This is a genomic window from Microvirga sp. P4_A5, from assembly GCF_056402495.1.
On sequence record NZ_JBFUHH010000099.1, the window covers coordinates 1 to 15,026 of the forward strand.

Sequence of the window (15,026 nt, forward strand, 5' to 3'; positions counted from 1 at the left end):
GCCTTGCGGCATCAACAGCCGTGTAGCGCTGCGATCTCGGCACGACCTCCAGCGAGGGAATGCGAACGTAAGCGAGCCTGACGACGCGGCCTTCGCCGGAGGCAATGCCAAGCCGGCGGATCGGCAAGGTGTTGGTGAAGGGGGTCGCTTCGACGTCGATATCGATGCATCCATCGAGTGAGGCACAATCGCACCCATCCCTGCGCCAATGTCCTCGACCGTCGCTATCGAGCCGCACGCGCGCGCCCGCGCCTGTCTCCAACAGTGCGTCGCGTATGTGCCAGCCGGCGTCGATGAGAAGCCGGTAGCGCAACCCGAAATGCACGGCTTCATTCGATCCGATCACGATTCCAGACGCGACAAATCCGTCTCCGTCAGGCCGCAGTTCGAGATGTTCGAGCCCGGCTTGCGCGCCTTCCCAGGCCTCCCAGCGCGCAACAATCGGGGGAAGGGGCGGGAAGTTCGCCACGCTGTCTCACTCCTTGACGACAATCACGTGCAGGCGACGCGGCCCGTGGGCTCCGAGCAGCATGGTCTGCTCGATGTCGCCGGAGCGTGACGGGCCGGTGATCCAGTTGACGGTGCGCGGCATTCCGCCTTTGCCGAAGGTGTAGCGGATCTTCGTCCAGACGCTCTCGTAATCTCCCGCGATATCTTTGGCCGACACGACGATGATGTGATTGTCGGGAAGGAAATTGAGGGTCGAGGGATTCTCCGAACCCGAGATCATCACCAGCGAACCGGTTTCGGCCACCGCGCCGAAGGCGTGGCTGACGGCGTTGAGATCATCGCCGGTGCTGGGACCGTGCGCGATCTCGAGCGCCGTGTCGTTCCACGGCATGACGCGAAGGCGCAGGTCGTCCCCCATCCGTACGCTTGCCGGCAGATTGTGATCCCGCAGGAAATGCGCGATCGATTGAGGGATTTCGGCGGCCGTCTCGACCTCCGTCACCGTCGCGAGCGCCGCCTCGGCCTGGATTTTGAACAGCGCGAGCCGCGCATCGCCGGAGACCTGTCCGCGCTGCGGAATGACGCCCCGTGGGCTGCGCTCCAGTCGCTCGGTGACGATCTGCCGCCGAATGCTCTCCCGACCGTTCACGCCCAGCGAGCGGCGGATGGTGCCGAGAATGTCGTCGCGCGCGCTCACGCGGCTCTCCCTTTGTGTTCGCGCCGCCAGCGCGCCTGGAAGGTCTCGCCCTGCGGCGCGGGGAGGTCGCGATTCTTCGTCCAGCCGGTCGCCAGCGGCATCCAGCGGAAACGACCCTTGTTGCGTCCCGCGAACCCCATCGCGCCCATGGCGAGGCGCGTCGCCACACGGTAGAGGGCAGGGCGCTTGGCGAAGAAGCCCCACAAACCGAGCCCGGTCCGCACGGTCGCGGGTGTCAGGTGCCGTTCGAATTCGCGCTCGCGCCAATGCCGCATGAGCTTCGGCAGCGGGATCCTGACCGGGCAAACGCTTTCGCAACGGCCACAGAATGTCGAGGCGTTCGGCAGATGACCGGCCTTGTCGACTCCGATCAGCGTCGGGGTCAGCACCGCGCCCATCGGGCCGGGATACACCCAGCCGTAAGCATGACCGCCGACCGCGTGATAGACCGGGCAATGGTTCATGCAGGCGCCGCACCGGATGCAGCGCAGCATCTCTTCGAAGCTCGTGCCCAGCATGGCGGAACGACCGTTATCGAGCAGCACGACGTGGTAATTCTCCGGCCCGTCGCTGTCGCCGAGATGGCGCGGACCCGTCGAGAAGGTGGTGTATACGGACATTTCCTGACCGGTCGCCGATCGCGCCAGCACGCGCAGGATCTGGCTGACGTCCTCGAGGGTTGGCACCAGCTTTTCGATGGATGCCAGGACGATATGAGTTTTGGGCAGGATCTGCGTCAGGTCGCCGTTGCCCTCGTTCGTGACGATGATCGAGGTGCCAGTCTCGGCGACGAGAAAATTCGCGCCCGTCAGGCCCACATCCGCGGCAAGAAAACGCTCGCGCAGAACCGCGCGCGCCTCGGTGAGCAATTGCACCGGCTCCGACAGGTCGCGCTTGGGATCGAGGTGGGTATGCACACGCCGGAAATCCTGTTCGACCTGCGTGGCGTTGAGGTGCACCGCGGGGGCGATGATGTGGCTGGGCAGCTCATGACGAAGCTGGATGATGTACTCCCCGAGATCGGTTTCGACCGGCGCGATGCCATGGGTCTCAAGGTGCTCGTTGATCCCGATCTCCTCCGAGATCATCGATTTGCCCTTGGTCACCGTCCGTGCGCCGGCTGCCTTGCAGATGGACAGGATGATGTCGCGCGCCTCGTCGGCGTTGCGGGCGAAATGCACATGCCCGCCCGAGGTCTTCACCTTTTCCTCGTAGGCTTCCAGGTAAAGATCGAGATGCTGCAGGGTGTGGTTCTTGATGTCGCGCGCCGAGTCGCGAAGAGCGTCGAATTCCGGAAGCTTCTCGGTCGCCTTCTGGCGCTTGTCGATGAAGCCCTGCTTGACATTGCCGAGGGCCTTTTGCAGCTGCGCGTCGCCGAGCGCCCGCGCGGCGTTCTTCTTGAAGTCGGGCGAGGTGCTGTGCACGCTCATCGGGCGCCTTCCTCTCCTGTGCGATGCCGTTCCCTCGCCACCCCGATCGGCGGGTCGTCGGTCATCCCGGCCAGAATCTCCGCCACATGCCGCACATGCACCGGGCTGCCGTCGCGGCTGAGTTTTCCGCTCATGTTGAGCAGGCATCCGAGATCGCCGGCGAGCAATGTGGGCACTCCGGTTTCCACCACATGCCGGACCTTCGCGTCGACGATCGCACCCGAAATGTCGCTGTACTTGACCGCGAAGGTGCCGCCGAAGCCGCAGCATACGTCGCTCTCGTCCATTTCGACCAGCGTCAAACCCGCGACGCTCGCCAGCAGCTTGCGGGGCTGGTTCCGGATTCCGAGCTCGCGCAGGCCCGAGCACGAATCGTGATAGGTGACAGGGCCGTCGAACGTCGCGTCGACGCGGGTGACGCCGAGCACGTCGACGAGGAAACTCGTGAGCTCATAGGTGCGCGCGGCAAGCTCGTTCGCGCGCGGCAGCCAGTTCGGATCGTCGGCGAAAAGCTCGGGGTAATGCGCCTTGATCATGCCCGCGCAGGAGCCCGAGGGGGCCACGACATAGTCGTAGCCGCGAAATTCGGCGATCGTGCGCTCGGCGATGCTGCGGGTGGTGGATCGATCGCCGGAATTGTAGGCGGGCTGTCCGCAACAGGTCTGCTCCGGCACCTCGACGAGGCACCCCGCATCCTCGAGGAGCTTCACGGCGGCGAAGCCGACGGATGGACGCATCAGATCGACCACGCAGGTCACGAACAATCCGACGCGGGGCTTGCGGGCAGGGGCTTCGTTCACGTGTCAATTCTCTCCGGATGGCGTCAGGTCGCGCGGGCCGGCCCGCCAGTGTATCGACCAGGGGCTCCCGCGGATGCGGGAACATCCTTTCCGACCCACATTATTGGAAAAATTCTCCAAGAGCAGCTACCTTCTGGTAAAGGGCGGGCGGAGACACAGACCTGTCGCCACCAGCCGGGAGAAGCGCCATGACGATTGCATTTCCGAAGCCGGACGAGGCTATCCTGTCGCGCCGTGCGGAGATCATCGCGGGGCTGGCCCGGCTCGTCGCAGGCGAGGCCCTCATCGTCTCGGAGGACGAGAGGCGGGCTTTCGAGACGGACGGTTTGACCGCCTATCGCCAGATGCCGCTGGCGGTGGTGCTGCCCTCCTCGACCGCCGAGGTCTCGGCGATCCTCCGCTTCTGCCACGATAACGGCGTCAAGGTCGTGCCCCGGGGCGCCGGGACCTCCTTGTGCGGCGGCGCCATTCCGCAGGCGGACGCCATCGTGCTCGGTGTTGCCAAGATGAACCAGGTTCTGGAGGTCGATCTCGCCGACCGCTTCATCCGCGTCGAAGCGGGCATCACCAATCTGGGCATCAGCCAGGCGGTCGCCCACGAGGGGTTTTTCTACGCGCCGGATCCGTCCAGCCAGCTCGCCTGCACGATCGCCGGCAATATCGCGATGAATTCCGGTGGCGCCCATTGCCTGAAATATGGCGTGACCACCAATAACTTGCTGGGCGTCACGCTGGTCCTGATGGACGGCACGATCGTCGAACTCGGCGGCGACCACCTCGACAGCGGTGGATACGACCTGCTGGGCCTGATCACGGGGTCGGAAGGCCAGCTCGGGATCGTGACGGAAGCCACCGTCCGCATACTCCGCGCCGCCGAGGGCGCGCGTCCGGCGCTGTTCGGGTTCGAGCGGGTGAACGACGCGGGCGCCTGCGTCGCCGCCATCATCGCCGCCGGCATCATTCCGGTCGCGCTGGAATATATGGACCGCCCGGCCATCCAAATCTGCGAGGCTTTCGCCCATGCGGGCTACCCGCTCGACGTGGAGGCGATGCTGATCGTCGAGGTGGAGGGGTCCGACCAGGAAATCGACGACATGCTGCGCCGGATCGTTGCGATTGCCGAGCCCTTTCACCCCAAGACGATCAAGGTGTCCCAATCCGAGGCGGAGAGCGCCGCCATCTGGAAGGGCCGCAAGTCCGCCTTCGGCGCAACGGGGCGGGTCGCCGATTACATCTGCATGGACGGCACCATCCCGACGGGGCAATTGCCCTATGTGCTCAAGCGCATCGACGAGATTGCCAAGTCCCAGGGACTGGGGGTCGCCAACGTGTTCCATGCGGGCGACGGCAACCTCCATCCGCTGGTGATGTTCGACACCAACAAGCCGGGCGAGATGGAAAAGGCCGAATTCGTGGGCGAGGAAATCCTCAAATTATGCGTCGAGGTCGGGGGCTGCCTCACCGGCGAGCACGGGGTCGGCATCGAGAAGCGCGACCTCATGACGTTCCAGTTCAACGCGGCCGATCTCGCCCAGCAGATGCGGGTGCGCGGGGTCTTCGATCCCCTCTGGCTTCTCAACCCCGCCAAGGTGTTTCCCCTCGAAGGAAGGCTCGCCGCGTGAACCTCTATACGCCTCGCGACGAGGCCGAAGCATCGACGATCGTCACCGAGGCCGCCGCGAGCGGGCTGAAGCTCGCCATCGGCGGCGCGAACAGCAAGGCCGCGCTCGGGCGGCGGATGGAGGTGGGCGCGCGGCTGGCATCGACGGGATTGAGCGGCATCACGCTCTATGAACCCGCCGAGCTGGTGATCGCGGCCAGAAGCGGTACGCCGCTCTCCGAACTGGTCGGCGTGTTGGCCCAGAGGGGTCAGGAGCTGCCCTTCGAGCCGATGGATTATCGGCCCCTCCTGGGCACGCGGGCGGAACCGACCGTCGGCGCCGTCGCGGCCATGAATATTTCAGGGCCCCGTCGCATCATGGCGGGTGCGGCGCGTGACAGTCTGATCGGCGTGCGGGCCGTCAACGGGCGTGGCGAGGTGGTCAAATCCGGCGGCCGCGTGATGAAGAACGTCACCGGGCTCGATCTCGTCAAGCTGCTTGCCGGCTCCTGGGGGACCCTCGGGTTTCTCACCGAGGTGACCTTCAAGGTCCTGCCCAAAACGGAGCGCATGGCGACGCTGCTGTGGCGCGGCCTCGACGAGCGCCGCGCCATCGAGGCGTTGTCGAGCGCGCTCGGATCGCCCTTCGATATCACCGGCGCGGCGCATCTGCCGGGTCGCGACGGACAGAATTCACGCACGCTCGTGCGGATCGAAGGCTTTTCGGTGTCGGTCGATTATCGCCTGGGCGAGGTTCGCCGCCTGCTGAGAAGCGCCGGCGCGCCGGATATCCTCGAAGGGCGCGGCGCCGAACTGCTCTGGCAATCGGTGCGGGACGCCAGCGTCCTGACCGACGACGCCTCGCGGGCCGTGTGGCGGATCTCCACCGCGCCGTCGAAAGCGCCGGGACTCGTGGCGACGGTCGCGCGCTCTCTCGACGCGCAATGGTTCTACGATTGGGGCGGGGGTCTGGTGTGGATGGCGGCGAAGCCGGAAGGCGATGCCGGCGCCGCCGTCATCCGTGCCGCCACCCAGACCTTCGGCGGCCACGCGACGCTCGTGCGCGCGCCAGAACACCTTCGCGACGCAGTCGATCCTTTCGAGCCGCAGAACGACACCGTGATGGCGCTCACGCGCGGTATCAAGATGTCGTTCGATCCGGCGCGCATCCTGAATCCCGGCCGCATGTATGCGGGGATATGACGTGACGGCCGCAATCGACGTGGGGCCCGACACCACGCGCCGGCGAGGTTGGCTTTATCCCCTGCTGGCGCTAGCCCTCGTCGCCCTCATCGCGGCGATCCTGCTCGCCATGGGCCGCACGCCGATCTGCAAATGCGGCACCGTGGAATGGTGGCACGGCACGGTGAACGATTCCGGCAATTCGCAACACCTGACCGACTGGTATTCGTTTTCGCACGTTATCCACGGTTTCTTGTTCTACATGGTAACGTGGCTGCTCGGGCGGGTGCGCGGAAAGGCGCTGCCGGTAGGTCTCGCGTTCCTGATCGCTCTTGCGCTGGAGGGAGCCTGGGAAATCGTCGAAAACACGAGTCTCATCATCGAACGCTATCGCGCCACCAATATCGCGCTGGATTATTACGGCGACAGCGTCATCAACTCGGTATCGGACGTCCTGGCGATGGCGCTGGGCTTCTGGCTGGCGCGGCTCTGGCCGGTCTGGCTGACCGTGCTGACGGCCCTCGCCATGGAACTCTTCGTCGCCTACATGATCCGCGATAATCTCGCGCTCAACATCATCATGCTGATCCATCCCATCGAGGCCATCAACCAGTGGCAATCGGGCACATGACAATCGGAATTGCGAGCTAGAACCGATGCAAACCAACTTCACGCCCGACCAGTTGCGCGACCCGGCCATGGCCAGTTCGGAGAAGATTCTCCGGACCTGTGTGCATTGCGGCTTCTGCACCGCCACATGCCCCACTTATCTGCTCCTCGGCGACGAACTCGATTCCCCGCGCGGCCGCATCTATCTCATCAAGGAGATGCTGGAGGGTGGCAAGCCCGCGACCCCCGAAGTCGTGAAGCATATCGACCGCTGCCTGTCCTGTCTGTCCTGCATGACCACCTGTCCGTCCGGCGTGAATTACATGCACCTGGTGGACCATGCCCGCTCCTACATCGAGGCGACTTATACGAGACCCTGGCATGACCGCCTCCTGCGGTCGCTGCTGGCGCATATTCTGCCCTATCCCAACCGCTTTCGGCTCGCGCTCGCGGCCGCGATGCTTGCAAAGCCCTTCAAGAACGTGCTGGCGGCTCTGCCGCTGTTCGGGTTGCGGCTGCGGGCTATGATTGATCTCGCGCCCGCCCGGGTGCCTGCGCGATCGGCCTTCGACGGGCCGGGTTCGTTCAAGGCCGAGGGCGCGAAGCGCGGGCGGGTCGCGATCCTCTCGGGCTGCGCGCAACCGGTCCTGAAGCCGGGCTTCAACGAGGCGGCGATCCGGCTCCTCAATCGGCACGGAATCGAGGTGATCCAGGCGCGAGGCGAAGGGTGTTGCGGCGCGCTCGTTCACCACATGGGCCGTGAGCCCGAGGGCCTCGCGTTCGCCAGACGCAATATCGACGCGTGGATCGCCGAGATGGACGGGGAGGGCCTCGACGCCATCGTCATGACGGCGTCGGGCTGCGGCACGACCATCAAGGATTACGGGTTCATGTTCCGGGAAGATGCGGGCTATGCGGAGAAAGCGGCCCGCGTTTCGGCAATCACCCGCGACATCACCGAATATGTCACCGGCCTCGATCTCATGGCGCCCGTTCGCGAAATCGACCTGGTGGTGGCGTATCAATCCGCCTGTTCCATGCAGCACGGCCAGCAGATCCGGACCGAACCCAAGGCGCTCCTCAAACGCGCGGGCTTCACCGTCAAGGACGTCCCGGAAGGACATATCTGCTGCGGCTCGTCGGGCACCTACAACCTGCTCCAGCCGGAAATCGCCCAGCAATTGCGCGCCCGGAAAGTCGCCAATATCGAACGGACCCGCCCCGACCTGATCGCCACCGGCAATATCGGCTGCATGACGCAGATCCAGAAGGGGACCGCCATCCCGATGTTCCATACGGTCGAACTGCTCGACTGGGCGACCGGCGGGCCGATTCCCGAGGGAATGGAGGCACTTGAGGCCGGACGGGCCACGACGCGCCACTGATCCGGCCGGCAAATGACGTTGCGACAAGGTTGCGCAACGAAATTGTATTTCCAAAGCTCCCGTGTCTGCGGTAAAAGACCCCCTTCGGTGTCAATTCCACGTCATAGGGGGCGGCTCAATGTCATCCGGTTGGACGTCTTTCAAATCGCGGTTCGGCAAGAAGAGCCAGGATTCCTTCCCCGGGATTCCGGGCCAGGAGGGCGTTCACGCCGCCATGGCAAGCGACGCGGAGCCGGTCGCCCAGGAAGAAAAGACGCTCTCCCGCCCCAACGGCAAGCTCGACACGGTCGGGCAGAAAAACGAGCTCATCCGGGTCCGGTTCGCCAACCTGATCGACAGGCTCGAGGAAATCCGCAGCCTCAAGGACGATTTCACCCTCCTCAGCGAGCCGGTCTACGATCTCATCCGCTCCTATCCGCAAATCCAGTCCCGCCTGCTCGAGACCGAAGCGGTGCTGCGCCAGGAAACCGACACCACCGGTGCGCTGCGGCGTGAATTGACGGATCTCGCCAATTCGCATGCGCGCATGACGGACGATTTCTCCGCCACCGTCTCGCAGCTTCGCAAGGCCGAGGCGAAACTGCGCGAGCAGGAATCGTCGATCGAGGATCTGCGCCTGTCCGTGAAGGACAAGGAGGCGGTCGGGGTCGATCTGGAGAACCAGCTTTCCATCGAGACCGAGCGCGCCCGCAACATCACCGAGGAAAATCAGGCTCTTCGTCTCGAAGCCCAGGAGGCCGACCAGACCGTCGCCCGCGCCGAGCGCGAGCTGATCGAGACCCGCGAGCGGAATGGCTTGCTCGACCACGAGGTCAAGCGCCTCCAGAAGGTGGCCGAGGAGCAGAATTACCGGCTGTCGAACCTCACGAACCGCTACAGCGAAATGGAAACGCAGCTCGAGACGACGCGCCAGCGCGCCTCCGAGCTCGAAACCAAGCTCATGTCGGAGCAGGTGGCCCGCCAGCGGCTGGAAACGCATCTCGATTCCGAGCGCTCCGCGCACCAGACCGACCTGTCGTCGCTCGATATGAAGATCGAGGGTCTCACCTCGCGCCTCGCGGCGACCGACAAGATCCTGGCCCATACACGCGACCAGTTGCGGGACAAGAACGAGGCGCATCGCGGGGTCGAGCGCACGCTGAAAGAAACCGCCATCGAGAAAAACACCCTCGACCGGCGGCTCGAAGCGACGCAGCAGGAAGTCGAGCGGCAGGTTGCCATGGTCAACGAGCTGCAGCGCTCCCGCATCGAGCTGCAGGAACGCGTCGAAATGCTTAACAAGGCGATCGCCGCCAAGGACTTCCAGATCGAGAGCTCCGACAACAAGGTGGCCAATCTCTCGGAGCGCATCGACCAGCTCACCAAGCGGTTCGACTAGGACCGGGCGACCCTTGAGGCCGCCAATCGCCGCCTGACCGAAGAGCTCCAGAACGAGAAGGCGGAGCGCTCGCTCATCCAGGGCGCCCTGGAAATTTCGCGGGAGAGCCGCGTCAAGATCCAGAAGAAATACGTCAGCCTCCGCAAGAACACCCGTCTCGACGCCCAGAGCGACGATGGAGGGCTGCTCGATGCCGACGAGGCGGAGACGAATGTTCTTCCGTTGAAGTCCTCCGACGCCGAGTAGCCCAATCCACGGACGGGGACGACGGCTCGAAACCGCCGGGACCTCTTCCAAAGTCCGGGACCGTGCTTACATCTCCCACGATGCCATTGCGGTGAGGGAGATAAAGTCGTGAACGATCAGGAACGGGAAGTGATCGCGGATATTTTCCGCCGCCTCGAACAAGTCGCGAACGAGATTCGCGATCCGGAAGCCGAGCGGTTCATCGCCGAGCGGATGCGGGCGCAGCCTTACGCGGCCTACGCGATGGCGCAGACCATCTTCATCCAGGAACAGGCGCTCACCAATCTTCAAGCGGAGGTCGAGCAATTGCGCTCCGAGGTCGAGGCTGCGCGGCGGCAGCCGCAGGCGAGCGGCGGCATCCTTTCGTCCCTTTTCGGTGGATCCCCGCGTCACCCCGAGCCGGAGCCTGTTCGGCGCGACGCAGCGGAGGGCGCCCGGCGGACTTCGCCCTGGGGCGCACCCGCCATTCCGCAGCGGATGTCGGGCTACGGCGACGACGCGCCGGCTCAGGGCTCGCCCGGCCCCTGGGGTGGCGGCATGGGCCAGTCGCGGGGCGGCGGGTTCCTTCAGGGAGCCCTTTCAACCGCGGCCGGCGTCGCGGGCGGCATGATGGTGGCCAATGCGCTCTCAAGCGCGTTCGGCGGCAAGCACGGGGCGGAGCCGGCCGCCGGCGACAAGACCGCGCTCGCCGAAACGGGCGCCGCGGACAATGTCACGGACAATGCCGGCATTACGGATTCGCTCTACGAGAATCCCGAGAACGAGCAGCACGCGTCGTTCGATGATTTCGGAGGCGACGGCGGGGATGAGGGTGACTGGGCCTAGGCCCTTCAATGGCCGGCGGTCTTCGAAAAGAGCTGAATGACCAGAACCCCCGCCAGGATGAGGGTGATGCCAGTGACGGCCGGCCCGTCGAGTGATTGACGGTAGACGATCCATCCGATCGCGGCGATCAGCACGATCCCGATGCCCGACCAGACGGCGTATGCGATCCCCACCGGGATCGTGCGCAGCGTCAGGGACAGAAAATAGAACGAGAGTCCATACCCGACGATAACCACGACGGAGGGCCAAACGCGTGTGAACCCCTCGGCTGCCTTGAGGGCGCTGGTGGCGACGACTTCGCACAGGATGGCGACGATCAGGAAGGCGTAAGGCATGGGGCCGGCTTCTCGAAAGGAACCGGCCCTTTATCATATCCGGTCAAAAGGCGCAGCGCCGCCTCAGATCACCACCACGGGCGCTCCCACCGGTACGCGCTTGTAGAGATCGATCACGTCCCGGTTCAGCATGCGGATGCAGCCGGACGACACCGCCTGACCGATCGTGTGCGGCTCGTTGGTGCCATGGATGCGGTAGAGCGACGAACCGAGATAGAGCGCCCGTGCGCCCAGCGGGTTGTCGGGTCCGCCTTCCATATAGGTGGGCAGATCCGGCCGGCGCTTCAGCATCTCTCTCGGCGGACGCCAATCCGGCCATTCCTTCTTCATGGTCACGGATTTCCGTCCCGCCCATTCGAAGCCCGGACGTCCGACGCCGATGCCGTAGCGGATGGCGCGACCGCCCGGCTGGATCAGATAGAGATATTTCGACGGGGTATCGATGATGAGGGTGCCGGGCTGTTCCCGGCCGCGATAGGCCACGACCTGACGCTCGTATTGGGGCGAGATGGCATAGCCGACGCCGTCATCCTCGGCCTCGTAGCCCGGCAACGGCGTTCCGCCATACGCATAGCCGGTCATGGGATCGACGCGCTGGGACCGGGGGCGGGAAGCCGGACGGGTGACGAGGGGATAATTGTCGTTGTAGCCATCGGCCGGATATCCGGGCGGATATCCATAGCCCGGCACGCGCAAGGCATTTCCGTAGACGTCACGGGGCACATAGGGCTGCGCCGAAACGGTCGCCGGGACGAGAAGGGCCAGGACGGCGGTTCCAAGGAGCCAGTGACGCATCGCAGTCGATCCTGTGTGTTTTGTCTCATCGCATAACGACAAGCGCGGCGTTTGTTTCCAACCGTTCCGGCGAAAAGCCGGCCGCCGCGGGATGCATTTTCTCTCGCGGACGGCGGCAACTCTGATGCCCATCGCGATGAACTGCGATATGAGCAGGCCCTTGCCGCGCGCCATCCCGGAACGCGCATTTTCGATAGTCGTCCAGCATCATGCAATTCGGTCCCGCCCTGCGGGCGGCCGCGGGGATCGCGGTCCTGTCCATCATGGATGCCATCATCAAGGCGATGGCCCTCCATTATTCGACTTTCCAGGTCACTTTCCTGCGCTTTGCCTTCGGCACGCTGGTCGCAACCGCCATCGTCGCCGCGATACGGCCCGGCTGGCCGGGCCCCGAAACCATCCGGGCCAATCTCGTGCGGTCGGTGGTGGGCGTCCTGACGGCGGTAAGCTTTTTCTATGCTCTCGGGCAATTGCCGCTAGCCGAGACGCTGGTGTTGTCGTTCCTCTCGCCGATGTTCGTGGCGCTGTTCGGGCTGCTGCTGTTGCGCGAGCGGGTCGATAGCCGTGTGCTGGCGGCGATCGCGGTGGGTTTCGGCGGAACGCTGGTCGTCGTCCTGGGACAGACGGGACCGGAGAGCGGTGCGCGCTCCTGGACCGGGGTCGGCGCGGCGCTGCTCTCGGCGGTGACTTACGCATTGAGCATGGTACTGCTGCGCCAGCGGGCCCAGCGGGACAAGTTCATCCACATCGTCTGGTTGTCGAATATCGGGCCGGCGGTTCTGGTGGCCCCTTTCGCATTGATGGCGTGGCAGCCCGTAGCCACCCTCCATCTCGGCTGGTTCCTAATGATGGGGTTGCTCGGGACCACAGGCCATATTCTCCTCGCCACCGCCTACGCCAAGGCCGAGGCGGCCCGGCTCGCCCCCCTCGAATATACGGCCCTGATCTGGGCGGCCTTCATCGGCTATGGGGTTTTCCACGAGGTCCCCACCTGGGCTACCCTCGGGGGCGGCATCCTGATCGTGGCCGCCGCGGCCCTCGCGTCCCGCCGCTAGGGACCGAAATATCGGCCAAGGTTCCCTCACTCGCCTTGACTCGCGGAGCGCTCGACCTTATCTCGCGGCTGGCTGTTAGCACTCTGTTCAAAACAGTGCTAACAGTCGCGAATTCAAAAAAGGCGCGCCTGAGGGCTGCGCCGATAGTCATAAGAGGAAGTTCCATGAAATTCCGTCCGCTGCACGACCGCGTCGTCGTCCGTCGCCTTGAGAGCGAAGAGAAGACGAAGGGCGGCATCATCATCCCCGATACCGCCAAGGAAAAGCCGCAAGAGGGCGAAATCGTCGCCGTCGGCCCGGGCGCCCGGGATGAAGCCGGCAAGCTTGTGGCCCTCGATGTGAAGACGGGCGACCGCGTCCTCTTCGGCAAGTGGTCCGGCACCGAGGTCAAGATCGACGGTCAGGATCTCCTGATCATGAAGGAATCCGACATCATGGGCGTGATCGCGCAGTAATTCCGCGCGCCGCTCCTTTTTTGCGAATCCACTCAATTTAACTGGAGGCAAAGCCTATGGCTGCCAAAGACGTAAAATTCTCCTCCGATGCCCGTGAAAAGATGCTCAAGGGCGTCGACATCCTCGCCGACGCCGTCAAGGTCACGCTGGGTCCCAAGGGCCGCAACGTGGTCATCGAGAAGTCCTTCGGCGCTCCGCGCATCACCAAGGACGGCGTGACGGTCGCCAAGGAAATCGAACTTGCGGACAAGTTCGAGAACATGGGCGCCCAGATGGTTCGTGAGGTCGCATCCAAGACCAACGACATCGCCGGCGACGGCACCACCACCGCCACCGTTCTGGCCCAGTCGATCGTCCGCGAGGGCGCCAAGTCGGTTGCGGCCGGCATGAACCCGATGGACCTCAAGCGCGGCATCGACATGGCTGCCGCCGAAGCCGTCCGCGACATCCAGGCCCGCGCCAAGAAGGTGCAGTCGTCCGATGAAGTGGCGCAGGTCGGCACCATCTCGGCCAACGGCGATTCCGAAATCGGCCAGATGATCGCTCACGCGATGCAGAAGGTCGGCAACGAGGGCGTCATCACGGTCGAGGAAGCCAAGACCGCCGAGACCGAACTCGACGTCGTCGAAGGCATGCAGTTCGACCGCGGCTACCTCTCGCCGTACTTCATCACCAACGCCGAGAAGATGGTGGCCGAGCTCGAGGATCCCTACATCCTCATCCACGAGAAGAAGCTCTCGTCGCTCCAGACCATGCTGCCGATCCTCGAAGCCGTCGTTCAGACCGGCAAGCCGCTCCTCATCATCGCTGAGGACGTGGAAGGCGAGGCTCTCGCGACCCTCGTCGTCAACAAGCTCCGTGGCGGCCTGAAGATCGCCGCCGTCAAGGCTCCGGGCTTCGGCGACCGCCGCAAGGCCATGCTCGAGGACATCGCCGTCCTCACCGCCGGTCAGGTCATCTCCGAAGACCTCGGCATCAAGCTCGAGACCGTCACCCTCGACATGCTGGGTCGCGCCAAGCGCGTCCGCATCGACAAGGAAAGCACCACGGTCATCGACGGTGCCGGCCAGAAGAAGGACATCGAGTCCCGCGTGGCGCAGATCAAGGCGCAGGTCGAGGAAACCACCTCGGACTACGACCGTGAGAAGCTTCAGGAGCGTCTGGCCAAGCTCGCAGGCGGCGTCGCGGTGATCCGCGTCGGCGGCGCGACCGAAATCGAGGTGAAGGAGAAGAAGGACCGCGTCGACGACGCTCTCAACGCCACCAAGGCGGCCGTTGAAGAAGGCATCGTTCCCGGCGGCGGCGTCGCTCTGCTGCGCGCCAAGGCTGCGGTCCAGAAGCTCAAGACCGACAACCCGGACGTGAAGGCCGGCATCAACATCGTGCTCCGCGCGCTTGAGGCCCCCATCCGTCAGATCGTCGAGAACGCCGGCGTCGAAGGCTCCATCGTGGTCGGCAAGATCCTCGAGAACAGCTCCGAGACCTACGGCTTCAACGCCCAGACCGAAGAGTACGTGGACATGCTCCAGGCCGGTATCGTCGACCCCGCAAAGGTCGTCCGCACCGCCCTCCAGGACGCAGCCTCGGTCGCCGGCCTGCTGGTGACCACCGAAGCCATGGTGGCCGAAGCTCCCCGTCGCGAATCCGCTCCCCAGATGGGCGGCGGCGGCGGCATGGGCGGCATGGGCGGCATGGACTTCTAAGTCCATCCAACCTTTCGAGACCAACGAGGCCCCGGAGCGATCCGGGGCCTTTTTTGTTGGCCAGGCGGACGGGAGACGAAG

At 64.7% G+C, this 15,026-nt stretch carries 15 protein-coding genes; 9 read left to right on the top strand and 6 right to left on the bottom strand.

Translation table 11 applies throughout. The features are described 5' to 3' along the window. From AC1DVM_RS19125 to AC1DVM_RS19140, 4 genes are all read right to left on the bottom strand, one after another. Positions 1 to 469: putative glycolipid-binding domain-containing protein (locus tag AC1DVM_RS19125; RefSeq protein ID WP_477257023.1), on the bottom strand; the 469-nt coding region annotated here is incomplete at its 3' end. 6 nt (positions 470 to 475) lie between these two features. After that, on the bottom strand, positions 476 to 1,147 hold the full coding sequence (locus AC1DVM_RS19130) for a LutC/YkgG family protein (protein WP_477257025.1): 672 nt from the start codon (positions 1,145 to 1,147) through the stop codon (positions 476 to 478). After that, on the bottom strand, positions 1,144 to 2,577 hold the full coding sequence (locus tag AC1DVM_RS19135) for a LutB/LldF family L-lactate oxidation iron-sulfur protein (RefSeq protein WP_477257027.1): 1,434 nt from the start codon (positions 2,575 to 2,577) through the stop codon (positions 1,144 to 1,146). The genes AC1DVM_RS19130 and AC1DVM_RS19135 overlap by 4 nt, the downstream gene beginning before the upstream one ends. Further along, entirely contained in the window at positions 2,574 to 3,377 is an 804-nt protein-coding gene (locus tag AC1DVM_RS19140; RefSeq protein WP_477257029.1) for a (Fe-S)-binding protein, read from the bottom strand. The genes AC1DVM_RS19135 and AC1DVM_RS19140 overlap by 4 nt, the downstream gene beginning before the upstream one ends. A 188-nt stretch (positions 3,378 to 3,565) precedes the next feature. Between AC1DVM_RS19140 and AC1DVM_RS19145 the strand changes: the two genes are divergently transcribed. From AC1DVM_RS19145 to AC1DVM_RS19170, 6 genes are all read left to right on the top strand, one after another. Then, positions 3,566 to 4,999: an FAD-linked oxidase C-terminal domain-containing protein gene (locus AC1DVM_RS19145; protein ID WP_477257031.1), complete on the top strand. Its 1,434-nt coding sequence runs from the start codon at positions 3,566 to 3,568 to the stop codon at positions 4,997 to 4,999. Then, the gene (locus AC1DVM_RS19150; protein ID WP_477257033.1) at positions 4,996 to 6,180 is read left to right on the top strand and encodes an FAD-binding protein; all 1,185 of its coding nucleotides are present in this window, start codon (positions 4,996 to 4,998) and stop codon (positions 6,178 to 6,180) included. The genes AC1DVM_RS19145 and AC1DVM_RS19150 overlap by 4 nt, the downstream gene beginning before the upstream one ends. 13 nt (positions 6,181 to 6,193) lie before the next feature. After that, the gene (locus AC1DVM_RS19155) at positions 6,194 to 6,790 is read left to right on the top strand and encodes a DUF2585 domain-containing protein (RefSeq protein WP_477257051.1); all 597 of its coding nucleotides are present in this window, start codon (positions 6,194 to 6,196) and stop codon (positions 6,788 to 6,790) included. A gap of 25 nt (positions 6,791 to 6,815) precedes the next feature. Further along, entirely contained in the window at positions 6,816 to 8,153 is a 1,338-nt protein-coding gene (gene glcF / locus AC1DVM_RS19160) for a glycolate oxidase subunit GlcF (RefSeq protein ID WP_477257035.1), read from the top strand. 118 nt (positions 8,154 to 8,271) lie between these two features. After that, positions 8,272 to 9,531, top strand: a complete 1,260-nt coding sequence (locus AC1DVM_RS19165) for a chromosome partitioning protein ParA (protein WP_477257037.1) — start codon at positions 8,272 to 8,274, stop codon at positions 9,529 to 9,531. A 354-nt stretch (positions 9,532 to 9,885) separates the two neighbouring features. After that, positions 9,886 to 10,602, top strand: a complete 717-nt coding sequence (locus tag AC1DVM_RS19170; RefSeq protein ID WP_477257039.1) for a DUF2076 domain-containing protein — start codon at positions 9,886 to 9,888, stop codon at positions 10,600 to 10,602. Between the two features lie 5 nt (positions 10,603 to 10,607). Here AC1DVM_RS19170 and AC1DVM_RS19175 read toward each other — a convergent pair whose 3' ends face one another. Together AC1DVM_RS19175 and AC1DVM_RS19180 are read right to left on the bottom strand one after the other, a co-directional pair. Beyond that, entirely contained in the window at positions 10,608 to 10,937 is a 330-nt protein-coding gene (locus AC1DVM_RS19175; protein WP_477257041.1) for a DMT family transporter, read from the bottom strand. Between the two features lie 63 nt (positions 10,938 to 11,000). Then, a complete protein-coding gene (locus tag AC1DVM_RS19180; RefSeq protein WP_477257043.1) occupies positions 11,001 to 11,732 on the bottom strand; it encodes a L,D-transpeptidase in 732 nt (243 codons plus the stop codon). A gap of 209 nt (positions 11,733 to 11,941) precedes the next feature. Here AC1DVM_RS19180 and AC1DVM_RS19185 point away from each other — a divergent pair, with 209 nt between their 5' ends. From AC1DVM_RS19185 to groL, 3 genes are all read left to right on the top strand, one after another. Continuing rightward, positions 11,942 to 12,787 carry a DMT family transporter gene (locus AC1DVM_RS19185; protein WP_477257045.1) on the top strand — a complete coding sequence of 282 codons (846 nt, stop codon included), beginning with the start codon at positions 11,942 to 11,944 and terminating at the stop codon, positions 12,785 to 12,787. A 164-nt stretch (positions 12,788 to 12,951) separates the two neighbouring features. Beyond that, positions 12,952 to 13,242 carry a co-chaperone GroES gene (gene groES, locus AC1DVM_RS19190; RefSeq protein ID WP_477257047.1) on the top strand — a complete coding sequence of 97 codons (291 nt, stop codon included), beginning with the start codon at positions 12,952 to 12,954 and terminating at the stop codon, positions 13,240 to 13,242. Positions 13,243 to 13,298: 56 nt separating this feature from the next. After that, positions 13,299 to 14,945, top strand: coding sequence for a chaperonin GroEL (gene groL / locus AC1DVM_RS19195; RefSeq protein ID WP_477257049.1), 1,647 nt, complete (start codon positions 13,299 to 13,301; stop codon positions 14,943 to 14,945). The last annotated feature ends 81 nt before the right edge of the window (positions 14,946 to 15,026 follow it).

Coding starts and splice junctions, on each gene's coding strand:
- AC1DVM_RS19135 (WP_477257027.1), bottom strand. CDS start 2,577: ATGAGCGTGCACAGCACCTCGCCCGACTTCAAGAAGAACGCCGCGCGG.
- AC1DVM_RS19145 (WP_477257031.1), top strand. CDS start 3,566: ATGACGATTGCATTTCCGAAGCCGGACGAGGCTATCCTGTCGCGCCGT.
- glcF (WP_477257035.1), top strand. CDS start 6,816: ATGCAAACCAACTTCACGCCCGACCAGTTGCGCGACCCGGCCATGGCC.
- AC1DVM_RS19165 (WP_477257037.1), top strand. CDS start 8,272: ATGTCATCCGGTTGGACGTCTTTCAAATCGCGGTTCGGCAAGAAGAGC.
- AC1DVM_RS19175 (WP_477257041.1), bottom strand. CDS start 10,937: ATGCCTTACGCCTTCCTGATCGTCGCCATCCTGTGCGAAGTCGTCGCC.
- AC1DVM_RS19180 (WP_477257043.1), bottom strand. CDS start 11,732: ATGCGTCACTGGCTCCTTGGAACCGCCGTCCTGGCCCTTCTCGTCCCG.
- AC1DVM_RS19185 (WP_477257045.1), top strand. CDS start 11,942: ATGCAATTCGGTCCCGCCCTGCGGGCGGCCGCGGGGATCGCGGTCCTG.
- groES (WP_477257047.1), top strand. CDS start 12,952: ATGAAATTCCGTCCGCTGCACGACCGCGTCGTCGTCCGTCGCCTTGAG.
- groL (WP_477257049.1), top strand. CDS start 13,299: ATGGCTGCCAAAGACGTAAAATTCTCCTCCGATGCCCGTGAAAAGATG.